The sequence below is a fragment of the Paenibacillus baekrokdamisoli genome, from assembly GCF_003945345.1.
GTDB lineage: Bacteria > Bacillota > Bacilli > Paenibacillales > Paenibacillaceae > Paenibacillus_Z > Paenibacillus_Z baekrokdamisoli.
On sequence record NZ_AP019308.1, the window covers coordinates 2,341,754 to 2,363,571 of the forward strand.

Annotated in this window: 21 protein-coding genes; 1 reads left to right on the forward strand and 20 read right to left on the reverse strand. The window is 45.3% G+C overall.

The features are described from left to right. Positions 1-43: 43 nt before the first annotated feature. Positions 44-1,252: an MFS transporter gene (locus tag EKN16_RS10400; protein ID WP_221226684.1), complete on the forward strand. Its 1,209-nt coding sequence runs from the start codon at positions 44-46 to the stop codon at positions 1,250-1,252. A gap of 108 nt (positions 1,253-1,360) precedes the next feature. On the opposite strand, the gene EKN16_RS10405 is transcribed toward EKN16_RS10400, so the two are convergent. From EKN16_RS10405 to yfmH, 20 genes are all read right to left on the reverse strand, one after another. Continuing rightward, positions 1,361-1,867 (reverse strand): YlbF/YmcA family competence regulator, encoded by a 507-nt coding sequence (locus EKN16_RS10405; protein ID WP_125656221.1) that lies wholly within the window; start codon positions 1,865-1,867, stop codon positions 1,361-1,363. A gap of 74 nt (positions 1,868-1,941) precedes the next feature. Further along, a complete protein-coding gene (miaB, locus tag EKN16_RS10410; RefSeq protein ID WP_125656224.1) occupies positions 1,942-3,537 on the reverse strand; it encodes a tRNA (N6-isopentenyl adenosine(37)-C2)-methylthiotransferase MiaB in 1,596 nt (531 codons plus the stop codon). Between the two features lie 192 nt (positions 3,538-3,729). Continuing rightward, on the reverse strand, positions 3,730-4,299 hold the full coding sequence (gene pduL, locus EKN16_RS10415; protein WP_125656226.1) for a phosphate propanoyltransferase: 570 nt from the start codon (positions 4,297-4,299) through the stop codon (positions 3,730-3,732). A gap of 90 nt (positions 4,300-4,389) precedes the next feature. Next, positions 4,390-5,256, reverse strand: coding sequence for a 2-oxoacid:ferredoxin oxidoreductase subunit beta (locus EKN16_RS10420; protein WP_125656229.1), 867 nt, complete (start codon positions 5,254-5,256; stop codon positions 4,390-4,392). Between the two features lies 1 nt (position 5,257). Beyond that, positions 5,258-6,991 carry a 2-oxoacid:acceptor oxidoreductase subunit alpha gene (locus tag EKN16_RS10425; protein WP_125666106.1) on the reverse strand — a complete coding sequence of 578 codons (1,734 nt, stop codon included), beginning with the start codon at positions 6,989-6,991 and terminating at the stop codon, positions 5,258-5,260. A gap of 191 nt (positions 6,992-7,182) precedes the next feature. Beyond that, positions 7,183-8,139, reverse strand: a complete 957-nt coding sequence (locus EKN16_RS10430) for a dipeptidase (protein ID WP_232016351.1) — start codon at positions 8,137-8,139, stop codon at positions 7,183-7,185. Between the two features lie 126 nt (positions 8,140-8,265). Beyond that, the gene (locus EKN16_RS10435) at positions 8,266-8,526 is read right to left on the reverse strand and encodes a stage V sporulation protein S (protein ID WP_025335291.1); all 261 of its coding nucleotides are present in this window, start codon (positions 8,524-8,526) and stop codon (positions 8,266-8,268) included. 145 nt (positions 8,527-8,671) lie between these two features. Then, a complete protein-coding gene (locus tag EKN16_RS10440; protein ID WP_125656232.1) occupies positions 8,672-9,466 on the reverse strand; it encodes a TIGR00282 family metallophosphoesterase in 795 nt (264 codons plus the stop codon). Positions 9,467-9,544: 78 nt separating this feature from the next. Continuing rightward, complete coding sequence (gene rny, locus EKN16_RS10445; RefSeq protein ID WP_125656234.1) at positions 9,545-11,083, reverse strand: ribonuclease Y; 1,539 nt, start codon at positions 11,081-11,083, stop codon at positions 9,545-9,547. Positions 11,084-11,265: 182 nt separating this feature from the next. Further along, a complete protein-coding gene (locus tag EKN16_RS10450; protein WP_125656237.1) occupies positions 11,266-11,985 on the reverse strand; it encodes a regulatory protein RecX in 720 nt (239 codons plus the stop codon). 109 nt (positions 11,986-12,094) lie between these two features. Then, complete coding sequence (gene recA / locus EKN16_RS10455) at positions 12,095-13,144, reverse strand: recombinase RecA (protein WP_125656240.1); 1,050 nt, start codon at positions 13,142-13,144, stop codon at positions 12,095-12,097. 253 nt (positions 13,145-13,397) lie between these two features. After that, positions 13,398-14,651: a competence/damage-inducible protein A gene (locus tag EKN16_RS10460; protein WP_125656243.1), complete on the reverse strand. Its 1,254-nt coding sequence runs from the start codon at positions 14,649-14,651 to the stop codon at positions 13,398-13,400. 92 nt (positions 14,652-14,743) lie between these two features. Further along, positions 14,744-15,331 (reverse strand): CDP-diacylglycerol--glycerol-3-phosphate 3-phosphatidyltransferase, encoded by a 588-nt coding sequence (gene pgsA / locus EKN16_RS10465; RefSeq protein WP_125656246.1) that lies wholly within the window; start codon positions 15,329-15,331, stop codon positions 14,744-14,746. Continuing rightward, positions 15,328-16,656 (reverse strand): 30S ribosomal protein S12 methylthiotransferase RimO, encoded by a 1,329-nt coding sequence (gene rimO / locus EKN16_RS10470; protein WP_125656249.1) that lies wholly within the window; start codon positions 16,654-16,656, stop codon positions 15,328-15,330. Before rimO ends, pgsA begins: the two co-directional genes overlap by 4 nt. A gap of 138 nt (positions 16,657-16,794) precedes the next feature. Next, a complete protein-coding gene (locus EKN16_RS10475) occupies positions 16,795-17,286 on the reverse strand; it encodes a YajQ family cyclic di-GMP-binding protein (protein WP_125656252.1) in 492 nt (163 codons plus the stop codon). Between the two features lie 125 nt (positions 17,287-17,411). After that, a complete protein-coding gene (locus EKN16_RS10480; protein ID WP_125656255.1) occupies positions 17,412-18,374 on the reverse strand; it encodes a helix-turn-helix domain-containing protein in 963 nt (320 codons plus the stop codon). A gap of 17 nt (positions 18,375-18,391) precedes the next feature. After that, complete coding sequence (locus EKN16_RS10485) at positions 18,392-19,156, reverse strand: DUF3388 domain-containing protein (RefSeq protein ID WP_125656258.1); 765 nt, start codon at positions 19,154-19,156, stop codon at positions 18,392-18,394. 243 nt (positions 19,157-19,399) lie between these two features. Then, a complete protein-coding gene (locus tag EKN16_RS10490) occupies positions 19,400-19,651 on the reverse strand; it encodes a DUF3243 domain-containing protein (protein WP_125656261.1) in 252 nt (83 codons plus the stop codon). Between the two features lie 128 nt (positions 19,652-19,779). After that, positions 19,780-20,511 carry an elongation factor P 5-aminopentanone reductase gene (gene ymfI, locus EKN16_RS10495; protein ID WP_125666110.1) on the reverse strand — a complete coding sequence of 244 codons (732 nt, stop codon included), beginning with the start codon at positions 20,509-20,511 and terminating at the stop codon, positions 19,780-19,782. 18 nt (positions 20,512-20,529) lie between these two features. Continuing rightward, the gene (gene yfmH, locus EKN16_RS10500; RefSeq protein ID WP_125656264.1) at positions 20,530-21,816 is read right to left on the reverse strand and encodes an EF-P 5-aminopentanol modification-associated protein YfmH; all 1,287 of its coding nucleotides are present in this window, start codon (positions 21,814-21,816) and stop codon (positions 20,530-20,532) included. Between the last annotated feature and the right edge of the window lie 2 nt (positions 21,817-21,818).

Here is a 21,818-nt window from a genome sequence, read left to right on the forward strand (position 1 = left end):
GTTAGAAGACTTAAGCTTTCATCTGTAAAGGAGTGAAACGCATTTGCAGACACAAGCTGCAGACCGCTTAGATCAAGCATCGATTCACGCGACACGACTTGATCATGTCATCTTTATAACTGTTACTCTGCTGTATTGGTCCACCTTGTATGTCTATGTCCCTATATTGTCGCCCTTTATGAAGGAAGGCGGTTATTCAGATCTGCTTATAGGCTTTGTTCTGGGCAGCTATGGATTTACTCAAATGTTCATACGCTTCCCTCTCGGACTTCTCTCCGATAAGCTGCATAAAAGAAAGCCCTTCCTCATGCTTGGCATGCTAACAGGGGCCGTTAGCTGTCTGCTGTTTATCATACCAGGCTCATGGCTCTGGCCGCTTGCGGGACGAATTATGTCCGGAGTATGCGCTTCAGCCTGGGTTGCCTTCACTGTACTCTATGCAGCCTACTTCGCCTCAAGGGATGCAACCAAAGCCATGAGTAACATCAGCTTCATGACCGTCACTGGACAGCTGATCGGCATGACCATAAGCGGTTGGTTAGCCGGTGCTTATGGCTGGAACGCGGCCTTCTACGCAGGGATTGGCATAGGATTAACGGGATTTGTGCTGACCTTCGCTGTCAAGGAACCCCGTGAAGGGGTTACACGCGCTCCAATTTCGCTGAAGCATCTCCATGAGGTTGTAAAAACGCCTTCTCTTATCCAGGTATCCACCTTATCCATTCTGGCACACTGCGTTTTGTTTATAACGATGTTTGGCTTTACACCGCTTAAAGCCGTCGCACTTGGTGCATCAACAGGGCAGTTGACTGCTATCGTTATTGCCTTCATGGTGCCTCATGCAATTACCTCTTTGTTCAGCGGACGCTTACTTGCACCTCGTTACGGAAACTGGAACGTAATAGCAGTTGGGTTTGCGTGCAGCGCCATCTTCACGGTTGCGATTGCTTACTCACCCACGCTTGGCTGGCTAGCTGTCACACAAGCGCTTAACGGACTGGCACAGGGCTTATATTTCCCCTTGCTGCTCGGACTCGCTATTCAGCCATTCGAACCTTCCAAACGGGCTACTGCTATGGGGTTTTATCAAGCCATTTATTCCGTTGGCATGTTTGCTGGACCCTTCCTTGCAGGCTTTATTAATGAAGGGTTTGGGCGTGATTACGGCTTCTGGCTTGGTGGAGTCTTTGCCATGATGGCATTCGTGTTAACCCAGATATGGAAGCGATCGAATCATAGTGGAATTCGTTAATCAAAGTAGGGTGATGGTTGAGCTGCTTGGCAGCCTACATAGAACCTGCATATGCAGAAAGAGCACCTGTCAAGCTGGCAGGTGCTCTTTCCATAAAGCTAGAAACATCTATTCGATACATTCCTCAGGGTCAACCGGTGATGCATCCTCAACATTGATTTTTTCTGCTACCGTATCTCGGATAATGGAGACGATTGTTTGCAGCAGATAGTTGATATCGGATTGACTTTGTTGAAATTCTGAGATGATCGGAATTCCGTCGAGCTCATCCTGCAGCACTTCAATTTCACTTTCAATTTTCGCAACCATGCTGGCGTTCTTGAATGTCGTCTCAAAAGCAACAATTTCCTTTTGCTTCTTCTTTATAAGAGCAATCAGAGACTGTATGCGATCATTGCCTTGAATTTGCTTCTCTGCGCGTTGATAATGCTGCACTTCCTCCGATGTATAGATCATGCCGGCAAGCTCTTTCGTCTTGGACATAATGTCTGCACGGACGATTATATCCCTCGTATCGAACTTCGGCACACTACAGCCGTCGCCTTCCTCGTGATTATGATCGTGATCGTGATCGTGGTCATGCGCTTGCTTTGCTGCTGTTTGCTCGTTTGCCATTTTATATCCAACTCCTCGTATTAGTTATTGTAAATTTGCCTATCCGTGAAAATTCGGTAAAATCCGAAAGCCGATTAGGAAACCGCTTCTTGTGATACCGGCGCGGCTATCACTTCTGCCTTCATGTACCAAGTCTGTGCCTCGGTAATTCGAACCTCAACGAATTGTCCAATCCATTCCTTCGGTCCTTCTAAATGAATCAACGCGTTGGTTCGTGTACGGCCTGACAAGACATGGCTGTTATTCTTGCTTTCGCCTTCCACGAGAACCTCGAATTGTTTTCCAATCATACTTTCGTTGTTGGAACGACTTAATTCAGCGATCAATGCGTTTAATTTGGCGAGACGCTTCTTCTTAACCTCAGCGGGAATATTATCTTCCATCTCTGCAGCTGGTGTCCCCTCACGCGGTGAGTAAATGAACGTATAAGCCGAAGAAAAGCCCACCTCGCGCATGAGTGATAATGTGTCTTCGAACTGCTCCTCCGTTTCACCGGGGAAGCCAACGATGATATCTGTCGTAAGCACGGCATTAGGAATCGTTTGTTTGATTTTACCAACCAGCTCGAGGTACATCTCCCGTGAATATTTACGACTCATCCGCTTGAGTACCTCCGTGCTTCCGGACTGGACAGGAAGGTGAATATGTTCTACCAAATTCCCGCCTGTTCCAAGCACTTCGATTAGATGATCGTCAAAGTCACGTGGGTGACTCGTCGTAAAACGAATACGCGGAATATCAATCTTTCTCATATCCGCCATCAAATCCCCAAACCTATAGCTTATATCTTCAAAATCCTTACCATAGGCATTGACGTTCTGGCCTAGCAGCGTAATCTCTCTAAAGCCCTGACGAGCCAGCTCACGCACCTCAGCGATTACATCCTCAGGACGTCTGCTCCGCTCCTTACCACGCGTGTAAGGCACGATACAGTACGTGCAGAACTTATCGCAGCCATACATAATGTTGACCCAGCCGCGCATACCCTCACGCTTCTTAGGAAGGTTCTCAATAATATCGCCCTCCTTGGACCACACCTCAACGACCATTTCTTTGCTGAAAATCGCATCACGCAGCAAGTGAGGTAGACGATGTATGTTATGCGTACCGAAGATCACATCAACGAAGGAGTGCTTCTGCATAATCCGACCAACAACCGACTCTTCCTGCGACATACAACCACATACGCCTAGAATAAGTCCAGGCTTTTCGATCTTCAAATGCTTCAAGTGGCCAAGCTCTCCGAATACCTTATCCTCTGCATTCTCACGAACCGCGCATGTGTTGAGCAGAAGCACATCAGTTTCCGTGCGATCTTCAGTCGCCGTATACCCCATCGCTTCGAAGATACCCTTCATCACTTCCGTGTCATGCTCGTTCATTTGGCAGCCATATGTCGTAATCATGTATTTCTTGCCTTTGCCGAACTGCTCCATCTCAGGAGGTATTGCGGATTCGTAGTGAACCTGAATGCCTTCCTTACCGCGACGTTTCTCGTCTTTATAGTTAGGGGCCGAATTAATCGTAATATCCCGGCCTTTAATGCGATAAGTCGTTTGGCCATCCTCTTCCTTCAATACCTTCGCATTGGAGAAATCAAAATACTTGGAGAAGTCCTTTTCGCTCTTAACGGATTTCGAATCCGCGGCATTATGCGTCCCCTCGTTCACGAAAAATCACTTCCTTCCTTCTATCATCTATACGTGCAGCAGTTATTTTCAACATTGAAATACCCATTCAATGATTATAGCAAAATGCTTCCCGATTATAAAGGAAAGAAAAAGAGACAAGCGGCGTGAACACGGCTTGTCTCTTTTTCTTTCCTTTAAACGTCATGCTGAAGCCTCCGAGTTAGCAGCACTCTAGCCGATAATTTCAGCCTCATCGCCTGTTTTTGCCCCTGCTGCATTCGCTTCATCCGTGTCGATATGCAGATCTAGAGCAAACGCTTCGGACACGCGGGCGATCACATTCTCTAGAATAATTCCTCGTTCTCCTGATAGACGAACCGATAGACGCTGCTTATCTGCGATGCCTAGACGCTCCGCATCGCTTGTATGGAAGTGAATGTGGCGAGCTGCTACGATAACGCCCTCTTCGATCGTAACCTCACCTGCTGGTCCTTTAATCGTAATGCCTGCCGATCCTTCAATATTTCCCGATTCACGTAAAGGAGGATGAATGCCTAAGCTAAAAGCATCCGTACGCGATACTTCCAGCTGTGTCAGATTGCGTACGGGTCCAAGGATTCGAACCTTTGGAAAGCTGCCCTTTGGCCCAATAACCTCTACCGTTTCATTAGCAGCGAATTGCCCTGGCTGTGATAATGGCTTCATTGACGTTAACGCCGCCCCTTGACCGAACAGCAGCTCAACATGCTCTTGCGTCAAATGGATATGTCTAGCTGATACTCCTACAGGTACTTTACTCATCTAATCCCATCGCCTTCCATCTCTATGTATGAAAAGGCACACAGTCCTCAGTGGACTGTATGCCTTTATTATTTATCTGCAGCTTGTTGATTATCGGAACTCAGCAACCAATTTTTCGAATTGTTCTTGTGACAAATCAAGATTTTGATTCGCTAGACCGTCTTCTTGGAAGCCGGTAACTAGATCCTCATACGATTTGCGCTCTTTGTTTTGGTAGATGAGACCTGTAAGCATGCCGTTTGTTTCCATGATCTTAGTCATAGCACCTACACGATTCGTAGAATCATAATCCGGGAATTGATCCAAGTTCACGATATTTTCTTTGAACCAATCGTACGTGTTTACTTTATTGAACGTAACGCAAGGGCTGAATACGTTGATCAAGGAGAAGCCTTTATGCTGCAAACCCGCTTCGATCAGAGCTGTTAGCTGCTTCAGATCACTGGAGAACGATTGAGCAACAAACGTTGCACCAGCGGACATAGCAATCTCAAGTGGTGAAAGCGTCGTCTCAATCGAGCCTTCCGGCGTTGACTTGGTCTTGAAGCCTTCCGCACTCCGTGGTGAAGTCTGGCCTTTAGTCAAACCATAGATTTGGTTATCCATAACGATGTATGTTACGTCAACGTTACGGCGAATCGCATGAACGGTATGTCCCATACCGATTGCAAAGCCGTCACCATCCCCACCAGAGGCAATAACAGTCAATTCGCGGTTAGCTAGTTTAACGCCTTGCGCGATCGGAAGTGCACGTCCATGGATACCATGCAGGCCATATGCATTGATGTAACCAGAGATCCGGCCAGAACAGCCGATACCGGAGATAACAGCAAGACTTTCAGGCTCAAGACCTACGTTTGCTGCTGCACGCTGGATAGCCGCTTGAACGGAGAAATCTCCGCAGCCTGGGCACCAGTTAGGCTTCACATTATTACGAAACTCCTTAAATGTTGCCATCTTAGACCAACTCCTTACATGCTTTGTGCACTTCTGAAGGCAAGAACGGGTTACCATCATACTTCAGGAGGTTGCTGATCTTCTCAGCGTATCCAGCATGAAGCTTGACTTGATCGGCAAGCTGGCCTGTCGCATTATTTTCAAGTACAACGACCTTCGTCGCACTTTGTAAATAAGGCTTAACCAATTCCGTCGGGAACGGATGAATTTGACGGATCGTAATATGGTTCGTCTTCACTCCATCCTTCTCGAGGCGAATACGAGCTTCGTCGATCGTTCCACCCGTGGAACCCATTCCGATAACAAGAAGATCAGGAGTGTCGTAAGGAGCATCAGCGCGAACGGCATCACGGATGTACATGCCATCTAGCTTCCCAAGACGTTTATCCATCATTTTCTTACGGTTAATCGAACTCTCAGAAGGTCGACCTGTCTCATCATGCTCTACTCCTGTGACATGGTGAATTCCGTTCTTGTCGCCAGGAATGACACGTGGTGAAACGCCATCCTCTGTTAGCTCATAACGTTTGAACAGCTGATTGGTTTCAAGCTCCGGCAGCTCACGTACAAGCTTACCTCGGCTAATAGGTACTTTATTAAGATCAAGCTCATCACAGGATTGTTTACCAAGCGAGAGCTGAAGGTCAGTCATTAGGATAACAGGAACCTGATACTCTTCTGAAAGATTGAAAGATTCAATCGTATCGTAGAAGCAATCCTCCAGAGAAGCAGGCGCGATTACGATCTTCGGAATTTCGCCATGCGTTCCGTAGACCATAGCGTTTAAGTCTGATTGCTCTTGTTTAGTTGGCAAGCCTGTTGAAGGACCTCCACGCTGCGTGTCAACGATTACAAGCGGAGTCTCTGTCATTCCTGCAAGACCGATCGCCTCCATCATTAGAGACAAGCCAGGGCCTGCAGAAGCGGTCATTGTACGAACACCCGCATAGTTAGCACCGATTGCCATGGTTACTGCTGCGATTTCATCCTCGGTCTGAATGACTGTACCGCCGAATTTAGGCAGTTTCTTGATCAAGTACTCCATGATCTCCGAAGCTGGCGTAATAGGATAGGCTGACATGAGGCGGCAGCCGCCTGCAACCGCACCAAGACCAATTGCTTCGTTGCCGATCATGAACAGCTTCTGCTTGCCATCTGCAGGCTCAAGCTGGAAATCCTCCAACGGACCACCCGCAAGCTCCAGAACGAAATCAGCTCCGCGTTTAACCGCTTCGATATTCTTCTCAACGATTGCTGCACCTTTACGACCAAACTCTTCTTCTACCGCTTTATTGAAAACGTCGATTGGTAGACCTAGAAGCGCCCAAGAAGCGCCGGACGCTACCATGTTTTTCATTAGCGAAGTGCCAAGATCTTCGGCAATCGACGTAATAGGTACTGGGAACAAACGAGCATTAATGCCTTCTGGAAGTACGGGATTGAATTTAGCATCCGCTACAACAACGCCGCCTGGACGTAGTTCATGCGCATTCAGATCAATACTCTCTTGGTCGAATGCAACCAAAATATCTAAATCATCAGAGATTGCTAGCATTGGTTTGGTGCTTATTCTAATTTTGTTATTCGTGTGACCACCTTTAATACGGGACGAGAAATGACGGTACCCATACAAATAGTAGCCAAGTCGGTTGAGTGCTGTTGAGAAAATACGGTCTGTACTTTCAACGCCCTCACCTTGTTGTCCCCCGATTTTCCAAGACAATTGACTAATCAAAATGCCCATCTCCTCTTCTTGATGAACGTACTCATCTTCGACATTATTCAACACAGCATATCTATTTTTCTTTTCTATAGTCAAGTAAATTTTATGTCTGCAGGTACTAAAAAGCAAGATGTAAACGCTATTTTCTCAAATAGTTCTTTTCGATTGATTCCATATCATAAAGAGATTGGATAGTAGGAAAATCATTCTTTGGGCAGATGCTTCGTTAAAAAGCCAATTGTATTATCTACAAAAAAAGCTTTTACCTGCTGTTCCGGATAACCCTGCAGGAGCGCCTCCATCAAATTATTAACCTCACCTGGGTGCGATAGTCCTATCACATGGTTATCTATGCCGTCAAAATCAGATCCAAACATGAGATGATCCTTGCCACCTAACTCGCAGAGATGCTCCACATGCTTCAGAACATCGTCTATCGTGGCAGCCCCCCCGGAGCTAACAAATTGAGGAACAAAGGTCAATCCTATTAAACCATCCATCGCAATCATAGCCCGAGCCTGATCATCCGTCAAATTTCTTGGATGATTACAAACTGACCTCATATTGGAGTGAGAAGCAAGTAATGGCTTTGTCGATTTATTCACCACATCCCAAAATGATTGCTCACATAGATGTGACACATCTACTAGTATATCCAAGGAATTGCATTCTTCTACAATAGCCATGCCTTTTTTTGTAAGTCCTCCCTGTCTTGGCTCCAGGACGCCATCAGCTGCCCAATTCGCATGATTCCAAGTTAAACCGATGGCACGAACACCAAGCTTGTAAAGAATACGCAGCATAGCAGGATCACCCTGCAGCCCATCTGCCCCTTCAAGTGAAAGCATGGCACCGATTGATCCTCTATGTATGAGCTTAGCCGCATCTTGGGATGTTCGAACGAACGTGACTCCGGGTGCTGTAAGTACTTTACGGTTGAATAAATCAATGCTCTGTAAAATAGGAACCATCGACTTCTCCATTTCATCAGGTATGTAAATTGCGAATGTCTGGAGCACGGATCTCGCATCCATTAACCTTGGCAGAGTCACATCCAGCTTATTGCTTGTATCATTCACGAAAGACAATTGCTTGTTCTCCAGCAGCTTCCACAGGACATCACAATGAAAATCCGTTGTTTGCATAGCCTTCATACCCATTCAAATTTCCACCCTTCATAAGGTTTCGCCTGGCGGTTTTCGCACAAAAAAAACCTGTCTACGAAGTAAACAGGTTCATTGGCTCTCGCATTGTAACTCATAATTTTGCAACTCATAATTAGGAAATTATCTTGGTTCAACAATCAATTTGATTGCCGTCCGATCCTCACCATCAATCACAATATCCGTAAAGGCTGGGATACAAATGAGGTCCACACCGCTTGGTGCAACGAAGCCTCGTGCAATTGCCACCGCTTTTATCGCCTGATTCAACGCACCAGCCCCGATCGCTTGCAACTCCGCTGCTCCGCGTTCACGTAGAACACCGGCCAGCGCCCCTGCAACGGAATTTGGATTAGACTTTGCTGAAACTTTTAAGACATCCATGGAAAGTACCTCCTCGGGAATGATGGTGAACCACTGTTATCATAAGTATTCGAGAGAGGCTAGAAAATTCCTTCTTTATTCCCAGGTTGTTCTCAAATTATTCTGAATTGTGAGATTTTTCAAAGATTCACAGTTGAAATGTCGATTATAGAAACATGAGATCCGTTTCCAATAAACGAATCTTTTGAATCTTTTTCGTCATTCCAGTTGCTTCATCGATATCCAGCAATACAGCGTGGAAATGCCAATCTCCTTCATCCACAACAAAGCGAGCAGGCAGCTGTGTCTTAAATTTATATATAACAGCGGCTCGTTCCATTCCCAGCACGCCTTCCTTCGAGCCCACCATGCCTACATCCGTTAGATAAGCGGTACCATTTGGTAATATAGTATCGTCATTAGTCTGTACATGGGTATGCGTTCCAACAACAAGCGATGCACGTCCATCCAAGTACCAGCCCATCGCGATCTTCTCAGAGGTCGCTTCTGCATGAAAATCAACAAGAATACATTTAGTTGTTGCTCTCAGCTGATCAACAAGCTCGTCTGCTTTGCGAAAAGGACAATCGATTGGGGGAAGAAATGTTCTACCCTGTAGATTTACAATAGCTAGCTCTTTACCATTCGCCTTAATAACAGTTGAGCCTTGTCCTGGAGCTTCTTCGGAGAAATTCGCCGGGCGAACAATACGCGGTTGATCATCGATCCATTCAAAAATATCTTTATTATCCCAAGTGTGGTTCCCCATCGTAATCCCATGTACACCTGCATCCAGCAATTCCTTGACAATTGCTGCCGTTATTCCTCTGCCTGCGGCCGCATTCTCACCATTAGCAATGATGATATGCGGATTATATTTACTCTTAAGCAAGGGTAGTACCTTTTTGACTGCACTTCTGCCAACGTTACCGACAATGTCACCAATAAATAAAACGTTCATCTCATAACCTCTCTTATATAAACTAGAAAAGTGGCCGACAAGCAGCCACTTTTCTAGTTTGATTCCTATATTTGTTTTTTATTTAGCGTATTCGACCGCGCGAGTTTCGCGAATGACTGTCACTTTAATGTGACCCGGATAATCGAGTTCACTCTCGATTTTCTTCGTAATGTCACGTGCTAGACGGAACGCTTCCGTATCGTCGATTTTATCCGGTTGGACCATGACGCGTACTTCACGTCCGGCTTGGATTGCGTATGATTTCTCAACACCTTCGAACGATTCCGAAATGTCTTCAAGCTTCTCAAGACGTTTAATGTACGTTTCGAGTGTTTCTCTTCTAGCTCCAGGTCGCGCTGCGGATAGAGCATCAGCAGCACCAACAAGCATAGCAATAACCGATGTCGCCTCACAATCACCATGATGGGATGCGATACTATTAATGACGACCGGATGCTCCTTGTATTTCTTTGCTAGCTCTACGCCAATTTCGACATGTGAGCCTTCCACTTCATGATCGAGCGCTTTACCAATGTCATGAAGCAAACCAGAACGTTTGGCTAGTGTAATATCTTCGCCTAGCTCGGCTGCCATAAGACCAGTCAAATAAGCAACTTCCATTGAATGCTTCAGGACGTTCTGACCGTAACTGGTACGATACTTCAAACGACCTAAAATTTTGATTAAATCCGGATGCAAACCATGAACGCCAACCTCGAATGTCGCTTGCTCACCGTACTCGCGAATACGTTCGTCCACTTCTTTACGTGATTTCTCCACCATCTCTTCAATACGAGCAGGATGGATACGTCCGTCAGCGACGAGCTTCTCAAGTGCAGTACGAGCAATTTCACGACGAATCGGATCAAAGCCAGACAAGATTACTGCTTCCGGAGTATCGTCGATAATGAGATCGATACCGGTCAATGTTTCTAGAGCACGAATATTACGACCTTCACGACCGATAATACGACCCTTCATCTCTTCATTAGGTAAGGAAACAACAGATACCGTCGTCTCCGCCACGTGATCCGCCGCACACCGTTGGATGGCGAGGGAAATGATGTCGCGAGCCTTCTTATCAGCTTCTTCCTTGGCTTGCTGTTCGATTTCTTTAATCATTTGAGCAGTTTCATGACGCACTTCCTGCTCAACATTATTCAAGATAATCTGTTTAGCATCTTCCATGGACAAGTTCGAAATCCGCTCAAGTTCATGAAGCTGTTGTTTGTAGAGCGTATCGATTTGATCTTGCGTTTCCTCGATCCGTTTCTCTTTGTTGGTTACTTGTTCCTCTTTGCGTTCCAGCGCTTCTATCTTCTTATCCATTGACTCCTCTTTTTGGAGAAGTCGTCTTTCAAGACGCTGTACCTCATTACGACGTTCGCGAATATCTCTCTCAGCCTCGGTACGGAGCTTGTGGACCTCGTCTTTCGCTTCGAGAACCGTTTCTTTCTTCAGCGCTTCTGCTTCTTTCCTCGCATTGTCAACAATTTGACTTGCGGCCTGCTCGGCGCTTGAAATCTTGGCCTCGGCGATCGACTTTCGAATAAAATAACCGATCCCAAAGAAAACAACACCAACAACGAGTGTGATCGGGAGCCAGATATACCACATCTTTCTCACCTCCTCGTTGCATTCACCAAAGCAAACGCTTGGGACGATATTTTGTTTTCTACCGGTTTTCAACCCGAACCATACAAATAAAATTTGACGAAAATAATCGTTTTGAATCCATTTTTGGAAGGAAAATTGATTCAAAATGAAAGAATACAAACTCATTTTATCTTTTGTGAAAATCAATTGTCAAGCATATGCCCTTCTTCATCATCTTCCATCCCTTGCGAGACTGCATTTATTGCACGCTTAACGATCTCACTCGGGAACCCTCTACGAAGCAAAAACCCAGCAAGTTTGTGTCTTCTCTCATGTGGTTCACCTTTTATATAAGGCCATTTTTTACTGGCAGCACGAATGGCTACCTCCGCCTCTGATTCCTCGTCAAGCTGATCGGAAGCCTCTTTGGCCGTAGATCTATCAATACCTCGCTGCTCCAATTCCTGTCGCAAGAGTCTTCTACCTTTTAATTGATTGCTCATTCGCTCAGTGGCAAACCGATTGGCATAAGATGTATCATCAACAAGTCTCTCCTGCTTTAATCGTTCAATCGCTTTCTCGGAGGCTTCCTCATCGATGCCCTTGCGAGCCAAGTACCGAGAAATCTCTTTATGAGTCCTAGGTCTTGCACCAAGGTACGAAAGACCCATCACGTAAGCCCGATGACGACTATCCTCTTCAGCTAGCTGCTTTAATTCCTCCGGGTGAATTTCTCTTCCCTTCAACAGACGGTATTTGATTAACAAATCCTCATGTACGGAAGTGAATGGCTCCTCCTGATCGGAAGCATAAATATGATAACGATTCTTTTCCTTACGATCTTGCTTAATCGCGGTAATCCGTATGATGCCTTCTTCTAAAGTCTCATCAGCTTGTTCTTCCAGTTCTTCATCTTCGTACATCCGTTTCGTTCCCCCTTCTCATCTGTCCTGTCCCTCAATGCAGAAGAGCACCCAAATAGAATAGGTGCTCTTCTGGCAATCTATAGAAAGTCTTCAAAGCACGTCGAGTTTATTCCAGATCCAAATCGTCCTCAGACTCATCATCTTCACTGAAGTTAGCATTTGTTGCGTTCTCCGAAACATTGCTCGCATCACGAATTTGCTTATCAATTGTAGCAGCAATATCCTTATGATCCTTCAAGTACTGCTTCGCATTCTCACGACCTTGTCCAAGACGTTCGCCGTTGTAGGAGAACCAAGCGCCACTCTTCTGAACAATATCCATCTCTACACCAATATCAACAAGGCTTCCTTCACGTGAAATGCCTTCACCATACATGATATCGATCTCCGCTTGTTTAAATGGTGGTGCCACTTTATTCTTAACGACTTTGATACGGGTCCGGTTACCCACCATATCGTTGCCCTGCTTAATCGTTTCAATCCGACGAACATCTAGCCGTATGGTGGAGTAAAACTTGAGTGCGCGTCCACCAGGCGTTGTCTCCGGATTACCAAACATGACGCCAATCTTCTCCCTCAATTGGTTAATAAAGATGGCAATCGTCTTCGATTTACTAATTGCACCAGATAGCTTACGAAGTGCCTGTGACATCAGACGTGCTTGCAAGCCGACATGAGAATCACCCATCTCGCCTTCGATTTCCGCTTTTGGTACGAGCGCAGCGACGGAATCCACAACAACGATATCTACTGCACCGCTGCGTACGAGCGCTTCAGCAATTTCAAGCGCCTGCTCACCCGTATCCGGCTGTGAAAGCAGTAATTCATCAATATTAACACCCAGCTTACTGGCATATACAGGATCCAAAGCATGCTCCGCATCGATAAAAGCAGCTTGTCCGCCAGCACGCTGTACTTCTGCAATAGCATGCAAAGCAACTGTTGTCTTACCTGATGATTCCGGGCCATATACTTCAATAATGCGACCTCTTGGTAAGCCACCGATTCCAAGGGCAATATCTAAGGCAAGAGATCCACTGGAGACCGTTTCAACTTTCATATGTGGAGATTCTCCGAGCTTCATGATGGAACCTTTACCGAATTGTTTCTCTATTTGACGTAAAGCCATTTCGAGTGCAGCGCGACGATCTGCCAACGAACTCACATCCTTTTATCATTTATAGTTTTATGATACCTTGTTTTGATTGCGTTGACAAGACTTTTTACGAACATATATTCTTATTTTTCTCATCGGCCAAATGAGCAATAAAAAAAGAACCGCAGCAAAGTAATCTTCGCCACGGTTCTTCCGTTTACTAATGTCGATTATAGACGAAGCTTGTCCGGATGGCAAGCATTTTAGCAAATATTTTAGCAATATTTTCCGTTTCCAGAAAATCAAGAATCTTCTATTCCACCTTATTCAAAACCTGCCAAAGTCGATAAAGGACTGCTTTTGCCACGCGGACACGGATTATGCCACGACTTCCACTCATCTGAGCTGTATGTACGATGGTCGGCTTCCCTAGCTCTGATATGGCGAAGTATACAAGCCCAACAGGCTTGCCCTCGGACTCGGAAGGACCCGCAACTCCTGTCATCGAGACACCATAATCGCTGCCCGTAAGCTCTCTAACCCGCTCCGCCATCAGAGAGGCCGTTGATTCACTCACAGCGCCCGGAGCACCTGGACCTTCAAGCTGAGCCATGGGGATGCCTAGCAGCTTATGCTTCATTAAATTCGTATAAGTCACTACGCCCCCCACAAATTCTCCACTGCTCCCAGGAATATTAGTAACGAGCTCTGCGAACAACCCTCCTGTTAGGCTTTCAGCGCTAGCTAGCTTGCGTCCTGACCCTCTAAGGAGTCTAATTACAGCTTCCTCTAACGGAATGTCTTCACGGGCATATAGATGCTTGCCTACACGCTCTATAATTTGAGCTTCCGCTTGATCAAGTCGGACTACTGCTTCCTGCTCTGAAATAGCTTTAGTAGAAATTCGAAGGGCAACTTCACCTTCTTTGGCATACGGCGCTATCGTAGGATCCGATTGCTGCTCAATCAAATCGATGATGGCTTGCTCTAAGCTGGATTCTCCGATACCTGCAAATTTAAGCAAGCGCGAATAAAGTTTGCGCTCTTCACCCAATATCTCTCGAAGCCATGCTTTAGCCGGACCATCGAACATCGGTTTCATTTCACGAGGGGGGCCAGGAAGAAGTAGATAATGGGTACCATCAATTGTCAGGGCATTGCCAACAGCCAGCCCTGCATTATTATCAAGGGGATCACAGCCCTCAATCATGTTCGCTTGTCTGCGATTGCTCTCCACCATGTGAATGCCGCGGCTGGAGAATAAAGCTTCAATTTTGACCATGGAAGGCTCGTGAATATGTATCGGTCTATTCAAATACTCAGCGAGTGCATCTTTCGTCAAATCATCTAATGTTGGCCCAAGACCGCCCGTGAACATAATCAAATCAGCACGTGTTCGCGCAAGCTCTATGGCCTGACGAATCCGCGCCGCATTATCTCCAACAACCGTTTGAAAATAAACGTCAATTCCTAGCTCAGCGAGCCCTTGAGACAAATAAGTCGCGTTCGTATTCACCGTTTGCCCGAGTAAAAGTTCAGTTCCTACAGCAATAATTTCAGCACGCATCCCAACAGCTCCTATTCGATGTTGTCAATAATATTGAAAAGCACCATGCCTCCAAATAACGAAGGAATGATGCTCGCTTGTAAAAAACCTGCTTATTGTCCCGTGAGCGGGATAAGATTCTTATTCTTAACAAAATAATCAATACCCGAATAGACCGTAATAAGTGCCGCCGCATAACTGGAAATGAGATCAAACGGAATATGCAGGAAGGCAAAAGGGAAATTATTCAACAGCAATACAATAATCATTGTGATTTGAACAGCTGTTTTCCATTTCCCCCATTTACTCGCAGCCAGTACTGTACCTTCTAGCAATGCAATTTGCCTAAGGCCTGTGACCGCGAACTCTCGGCTAATGATAACAATAGCAATCCACGCATCCAGTTTAGCCATATCTACAAGAGAAATTAGAACAGCTGCCACAAGAAGCTTATCAGCCAAAGGATCTAAAAGCTTTCCCAAATTAGTGACGATTTTTCTTTTACGTGCAATATAGCCATCGAGACCATCCGTACTTGCTGCGACTATAAAAACAATCGCAGCTAGAATCTGATTCCAAGTAATCGAGAAATCAGAGCCTGATATTGTCAGTGGCTTCAAATTAACATTGATAAGAAGCAAAACCATAATAATGGGCACTAAAAAAATACGGATGAGCGTAATTCGGTTAGCTATATTCACGCTAGCCCCTCCCCGGACATATCAAACTCGAAGGCATGCGTTATCCGCACTCTTTGAATTTCGCCGATACCAGCCGTACAGTTTGATATAAAGACTTCCCCGTCGATCTCAGGAGCATCATAAGGGGAACGACCGATGTAGACATCGCTTCTTCCATCATAACGCTCAACAAGCACATCGATTTCACTACCGATATGTTTGCCACTATTATACTTGGATACTTCGCGTTGAATCTCCATTAATGTGTTGGAACGCCATTCTTTCACATCGTCTGGAACTTGGTTAGGAAGACGTACCGCCGGTGTATCTTCTTCATTGGAATACGTAAACACACCCAGACGATCAAACTTCATTTCTTTAACAAAGTCGCACAACCGCTCAAAATCCTCATCGGTTTCACCAGGAAAACCTACAATAATTGACGTTCTTAGCGCTACGTCAGGTATGCTTGCGCGAATCTTGGCAACTAGTTCCCTCGTATCCCGTTGGCGACCTGGACGACGCATACGCTTCAAGATTGAGTCTTCACTATGCTGAAGCGGCATGTCAATATAATTGCAGACCTTAGAATTGGTTGCGATGGTTTCAATCAGCTCATCTGTGAAAAAGCCTGGGTATGCATAATGTAATCTTACCCATGCGATACCTTCTACTTCACTCACTCGATTGAGCAGCTCTGGAAGCATAAACTTATCGTACAAATCCGTTCCGTAATTGGTTGAATCCTGAGCAATTAGGCTAACTTCCTTGACGCCTTGATCAGCGAGCATTTGTACTTCAGCGATAATCGATTCTATAGAACGACTACGGAAATTACCGCGCATAATCGGAATCGAACAGAATGTACAAGCATTATCACAGCCTTCTGCGATTTTGACATAAGCGGTGTAACGCGGCGTCGTTACAAGACGAGGCAGCTTCTGATCATAGTCAAATACCGGGTTCCCAACCTTGACCGGTTTCTTGCCGCGAAGTGCTTCATCGACGATGTCATTAATATGATGAAAGTCACCCGTACCTACAATTCCATCGATCTCGGGCATCTCTTCCATTAGTTGTTTCTTGTAACGCTGCGTTAAACAGCCCGACACAATTAGTGCTTTGAGTCTTCCGGTCTGCTTAAACTCTGCCATATCCAATATGGTATTCACAGATTCCTCTTTTGCAGCATCAATAAAACCACATGTATTCACAATGATAACTGTAGCGTCATCCGCCTGATCGACTAACTGGTAGCCACGTTCATTAATAAGACCCGACATAATCTCCGAATCAACAAGGTTTTTCTCACAGCCTAATGTTACAACTTTTACTCGTTCAGTCATTATAATCCCCCAAATTCCTGCGTAAAGCTATCTTAACAAGTATAATACAAGGCCCAAACGGTGTCAAAATAGGAAAAAGTCCCACCTTTCGCTCTTCGAGCGCTGGATAGAGGGACTTAAACCATCCTAAATGAAGCACTAGCGATAGTTCGTAAACTGCAATTCAATCTTTAGATCCTCCGCACGAAGCAGATTCATAACCGCCTGAAGATCGTCGCGGCTCTTGCCAGTGACACGCACTTGGTCACCTTGCGTTTGGCTTTTCACTTTGAGCTTGGAGTCACGAATGAGAATGTTGATCTTTTTTGATATATCCTGCTCGATACCCTGCTTCAGTGTAATACGCTGTCTAACGGTACCCGCAGAAGCCGACTCCACTTTACCATATTCCAGGTTTTTAATGGGAACGCCACGCTTTACCATTTTAGTCTGGAGCACGTCGATAACACTCTTCAATTTGTAATCATCGTCCGAGATGACTACAAGCTCTTCTTTCTCGATCGTAATACTACTCTTGCTGCCTTTAAAGTCAAATCGGCTTTCGATTTCCTTCTCAGCTTGAGAGACCGCGTTGATTAACTCCTGCATATCTACCTTTGACACAATATCAAATGAACTTTCTGAACTCATACGTGTAGCAACTCCTTAATCATGTTTATCCTGTGACGTATTATAACCGATTCTTAGCGACAAGAAAAGGCACCTTCCCCGCCTATAGCAGGAAAGATACCCTTACATGCAATAAATGAACGCCTCTAAGGAGTGGCAGTGTTTGTATCTGCTGGGGAATTAAGCTGCATTCTTCGAGGGCCTGTCTTATTCCCATCATCAATTAATACACCATCAACTGTGATTTCAACGACATTCGCATGCGCGACATTCAAATATACTGGCCCTTCAACCTCACGAGAAGCAACTTCGGTGTCCTTCAAAGTTTGAGTGAGGATGTATTTCCCACTTTTATTCTTCTCTTTAATACCTACCCAAGTGCTGCCTCCGGAGGTTTTGAACTCGATGGTATGTTTGCCAACTGGCGATACCTCATAATAGTCCGTTCGTCCTGATGTACGTTGAAGAGTAAGTGTCGTCTGAGTCACCACTTGGTCAGGCACAGTGGGAGGCGTAGGCGTTACAGTGCTTCCTGTTCCTGTTCCTGTTCCTGTTCCTGTTCCTGTTCCTGTTCCTGTTCCTGTTCCTGTTCCTGTTCCCGTATTTGGTTTAGTCGTCGTATTTCCATTGGTCTTATTACCTGTTGGAGGTGTTCCTGCATCAGGTGCCTTTGTCTGGTCGGTCATTTTGGTCTGATCCGCAGAATTCACCTTATCGCCTGGCTTAGCAATTGCATAGACGTAAACAAGAACAACAATTAATAGCAGAAAGGACCACATGAGCATACGGAAACCCCAACGGCTCAATCGATCGGACGATTGTGTCTGGGATCGGCGCGGTCGCTGAATGGGCTCTACGACCTGCTCAGGGACAGCTGACGGGATTTCTTTCTGATACAATCGAAGGACTTCATCTGCATCTAGTCCTACCGTCTCTGAATAGTTTTTCACAAAAGCACGCACATAAAATGACCCCGGAAGTACCTTGTAATTACCCTCTTCGATGGCTTCCAAATATCGTTTGCGTATTTTAGTCAATTCTTGAATGTCATCGAGAGAATAGCCTCGCTGTTCCCTTGCTTTACGCAGCAAAGCACCCAAATCCGACATGACCACACCTCCTCCTTCTAAAAGTCGTTAAATCCAGTTGTGAATGATTCGTATGAAATTTCCTCATCTGGTGTATTGCGCAGCTCAATAATATAATCAAAGGCGCTAATATCATAAGCTGATTCTTTAATAAAGATATCCGGATGTTCAATGACCTTTGTTGAAGGCATTGCCATAATTTCTTGCAGCAGTGCATGATGCTTCTCATTCGAGCGAATCGTGCTTACAATACCATCAATAATGAAAATATTGTTCGGATTCATCTCTTCATCAGAAAGCTGACTGCGCACCGTTTGACGAAGAAGTGTCGAAGAAACGAAAGCCCAGCGCTTGTTCGAGCATACACTGCCGGCAATAATAGATTCCGTCTTTCCTACCCGCGGCATCCCACGCAAGCCAATAACCTGATTTCCTTCACGCTTAAACACTTCTCCTAGAAAATCGACAAGCATACCAAGCTCATCCCGTGTAAAACGAAATGTCTTCCGATCATCGGAATCACGTTCAATATAGCGACCGTGCCGTACGGCAAGAATATCAACAAGTTTAGGCTCGCGAAGCTTCAATACCGTAATATTCTCAACCTTCTGCAGCATTCTACCGAGAATCTCGATCTTCTCATCATCGTTTGTTTGCAGAAGCATACCCCTTGTCCGGTTCTCAACGCCGTTTATCGTTAAAATATTAACTTCGAGCATACCAAGCAGAGAAGCAATGTCCCCTAATAAACCTGGTCGATTCTTATGTATCTTATATTCCATATACCACTGTTTGTACTCCATAAGGGCACCTCTCTTGAGGATTATAATAAGTGCGAGAACAAGTATCAAAAGATTATTCTACAATATTCGTCAAATTCCTGCAATCATGATATCAAACATTCAAGAAGAAACGGCTAACGCCGTCCTTGGCGGCGAAGCAAGTTTCTTCCTTCTGAAATATAAGCAATGTATGGAGAAAACTTATACTTTCTTATATTTGCAGAAAAGCCTCCGTTTCGGGAGGCCTTTCTGCAATGAAAAAGGTTACGATTTTTGTACAAGCTTTATCATTAGCCTTGCAATCGTTTTCCGTTCCTCTTCGTCGCCTACATCCCAAATTTCCTTTAGTGCACGCTGCTGCTCATTTTTGGGATCGACTTTCTCGTCTAGGAACGAACCGATCTCAAATGCAAGCTTAGCAATCGAATCCTCACTTAATCCGATGCTCTTGGCCTGTTCTACACGATCAGATAAAAATTGTTTCCATGTGTCAAAATTAGTAAGGACGGTTGACATGTCTTTGTTCTCCTCCTTCGCGTGTTGGCCGCTATTCGGCAACAACTATATTGTGCGCTCGGAGGTTTCTTATTATTCGACGATTATAACGAATATAAAGTTTCAATACCAGCCTTTTCAAGGCTAGCTTATGTTAACCAACCGCCGTTAGGGCTGATGATCTGTCCCGTGATATAAGCGGACTCAGGAAGGGATAAGAAATAGACAAGTGAAGCAATCTCATCTGGCTTTCCGAATCGTCCCGCTGGAATTTCGGATTCGAGCGCATCCTTCTCATCCTTGTTAAGGTTGTCCAGCATAACCGTATCTACAGCACCAGGAGCTACTGCATTGACCGTAACGCCAGAAGGAGCAAGCTCTTTAGCCAAAGCTTTGGTGAATGCATTCATTCCACCCTTACTTGTTGAATAGAGAACCTCACAAGAAGCTCCTGATATTCCCCATATGGAAGAAACATTAATAATTCGACCAAAACGATTAGCGATCATTGCTGGCATGAATAGCTGCGTACAGAGAAACATACCCTTCAGATTAATGGAGATCACATCATTCCAATCATCTTCCGTTACATCCGAGAGCATCCCATAATGAGCAATACCCGCATTATTCACAAGAATATCTGGAACCATACCACGCGCTTCCAGCTTCTCCCTCATTCGAATTAACTGCTCTCTCGAACGTAGATCAGCTGTCACTGTCATCACATTGGCTGCACCAAGACGCATGCAAGTACGTGCGGTTTCATTAGCGGCTTCATGAGCTTGATTATAATGAATGACGACATTCATACTTTCCGCGGCGAAGCGGCGTGCGATCGCCGCTCCAATACCCCGGCTTCCCCCCGTGATGAGTACCGTCATTTCTTTCAAGGTTTGCAATTAATGAGCGTCCTTCGCTACGATGGAGACTGCCATCCGGTCCCAATTGAAATGCTCCCGCATACGCTGATTGGTTTCTTCCAACGTGATGCTTTCATAAACCGGCAGCAAGCGGAATAAATCAGTACCTCGGAACCGATAGCGAGTGAATTCGCTGGCTATTGCTTCAGGGGAGTTAAGCATACGAAGATAACCGCCAATTTTTTTTCTTTTCGTGCGTTCGAAAGCTGCCTCACTTAAGCCGCTTACCTTTGCTGACTCAATCGCTTCACGAAGTTTTTGCAGCAGCTCATCAGGATTCCTAGTTTCTCCACCAATTACAGAAAAAGCATAATCCTCACTGCTGTTAAATTCATATCCAAATGAATCAGATATCAAGCTATCGTCATACAAGTCATTGTAGATTGGCGAGCTTGATCCAAGTAAGGAGTCTAGCATAAGCTTAGTAGCAAGCTCCGTACGAAGCAGTTCATCCGGTCCCAGCTGCTGCCTGGTTTCCTTGAAGCCAATCATACATTTAGGAAGCGATACCGGTAAAACGGCTGTCTTGCGTGGTATCTTAACTGTGGCCGGTTCCGGGTCAAAAGATCTAGAAATGGGTCCTTGCGGCTCAAAGCTTTTCTTTGCTTGATTGTTCCGAACAAGAGCAATAACTTCATCCGGCTGTACGCCTCCAACGATAAACAAGAACATATTGGACGGATGATAAAAGGTTTCGTAACAGCTGTAAAGCGTTTCTTTATCAATTTGCCGGATCGATTCAGCCGTTCCAGCAATATCAATATGGATAGGATGCGTGTGATACATCGCATCAATCAGTCCGAAATAAACACGCCAGTCTGCATTGTCACGGTACATGTTGATTTCCTGCTCGATAATACCTTTTTCCTTCTCCACGTTCTCATCCGTGAAATAGGGATTTTGCACGAAATCAATTAATGTTTCGAGATTCGCTTCAATCTGCTCCGTGGCCGAGAATAAATAGACCGTACGGTCAAAGCTGGTGAAGGCATTGGCAGAGGCACCTTGAGAAGCAAAGGTTGCAAAAATATCACCCGTTGGCTCCTCGAACATTTTATGCTCCAAAAAATGAGCAATACCATCTGGCACAGAGATCAGCTCCTGATCTCCAACAGCAAATCGATTATCGATAGAACCGTAACGGGTGGAAAAGGTTGCATAGGTTTTACTGAAGCCTGGCTTCGGAAGAACAACAACCTCAAGTCCATTGGGCATTACTTCACGATATAGCGTTTCTTGAACGCCTGGATAAGCTAATGTTTCCATCC

What these genes read in the sequence shown, in the direction of transcription:
- EKN16_RS10405 (WP_125656221.1), bottom strand. Translation starts at nt 1,867, where the DNA reads ATGGCAAACGAGCAAACAGCAGCAAAGCAAGCGCATGACCACGATCAC.
- pduL (WP_125656226.1), bottom strand. Translation starts at nt 4,299, where the DNA reads ATGAGTAAAGTACCTGTAGGAGTATCAGCTAGACATATCCATTTGACG.
- EKN16_RS10420 (WP_125656229.1), bottom strand. Translation starts at nt 5,256, where the DNA reads ATGGCAACATTTAAGGAGTTTCGTAATAATGTGAAGCCTAACTGGTGC.
- EKN16_RS10430 (WP_232016351.1), bottom strand. Translation starts at nt 8,139, where the DNA reads ATGGGTATGAAGGCTATGCAAACAACGGATTTTCATTGTGATGTCCTG.
- EKN16_RS10435 (WP_025335291.1), bottom strand. Translation starts at nt 8,526, where the DNA reads ATGGATGTCTTAAAAGTTTCAGCAAAGTCTAATCCAAATTCCGTTGCA.
- EKN16_RS10440 (WP_125656232.1), bottom strand. Translation starts at nt 9,466, where the DNA reads ATGAACGTTTTATTTATTGGTGACATTGTCGGTAACGTTGGCAGAAGT.
- rny (WP_125656234.1), bottom strand. Translation starts at nt 11,083, where the DNA reads ATGTGGTATATCTGGCTCCCGATCACACTCGTTGTTGGTGTTGTTTTC.
- EKN16_RS10450 (WP_125656237.1), bottom strand. Translation starts at nt 11,985, where the DNA reads ATGTACGAAGATGAAGAACTGGAAGAACAAGCTGATGAGACTTTAGAA.
- EKN16_RS10460 (WP_125656243.1), bottom strand. Translation starts at nt 14,651, where the DNA reads ATGCGTGCTGAAATTATTGCTGTAGGAACTGAACTTTTACTCGGGCAA.
- rimO (WP_125656249.1), bottom strand. Translation starts at nt 16,656, where the DNA reads ATGACTGAACGAGTAAAAGTTGTAACATTAGGCTGTGAGAAAAACCTT.
- EKN16_RS10475 (WP_125656252.1), bottom strand. Translation starts at nt 17,286, where the DNA reads ATGAGTTCAGAAAGTTCATTTGATATTGTGTCAAAGGTAGATATGCAG.
- EKN16_RS10480 (WP_125656255.1), bottom strand. Translation starts at nt 18,374, where the DNA reads ATGTCGGATTTGGGTGCTTTGCTGCGTAAAGCAAGGGAACAGCGAGGC.
- EKN16_RS10485 (WP_125656258.1), bottom strand. Translation starts at nt 19,156, where the DNA reads ATGGAGTACAAACAGTGGTATATGGAATATAAGATACATAAGAATCGA.
- EKN16_RS10490 (WP_125656261.1), bottom strand. Translation starts at nt 19,651, where the DNA reads ATGTCAACCGTCCTTACTAATTTTGACACATGGAAACAATTTTTATCT.
- ymfI (WP_125666110.1), bottom strand. Translation starts at nt 20,511, where the DNA reads ATGACGGTACTCATCACGGGGGGAAGCCGGGGTATTGGAGCGGCGATC.
- yfmH (WP_125656264.1), bottom strand. Translation starts at nt 21,816, where the DNA reads ATGGAAACATTAGCTTATCCAGGCGTTCAAGAAACGCTATATCGTGAA.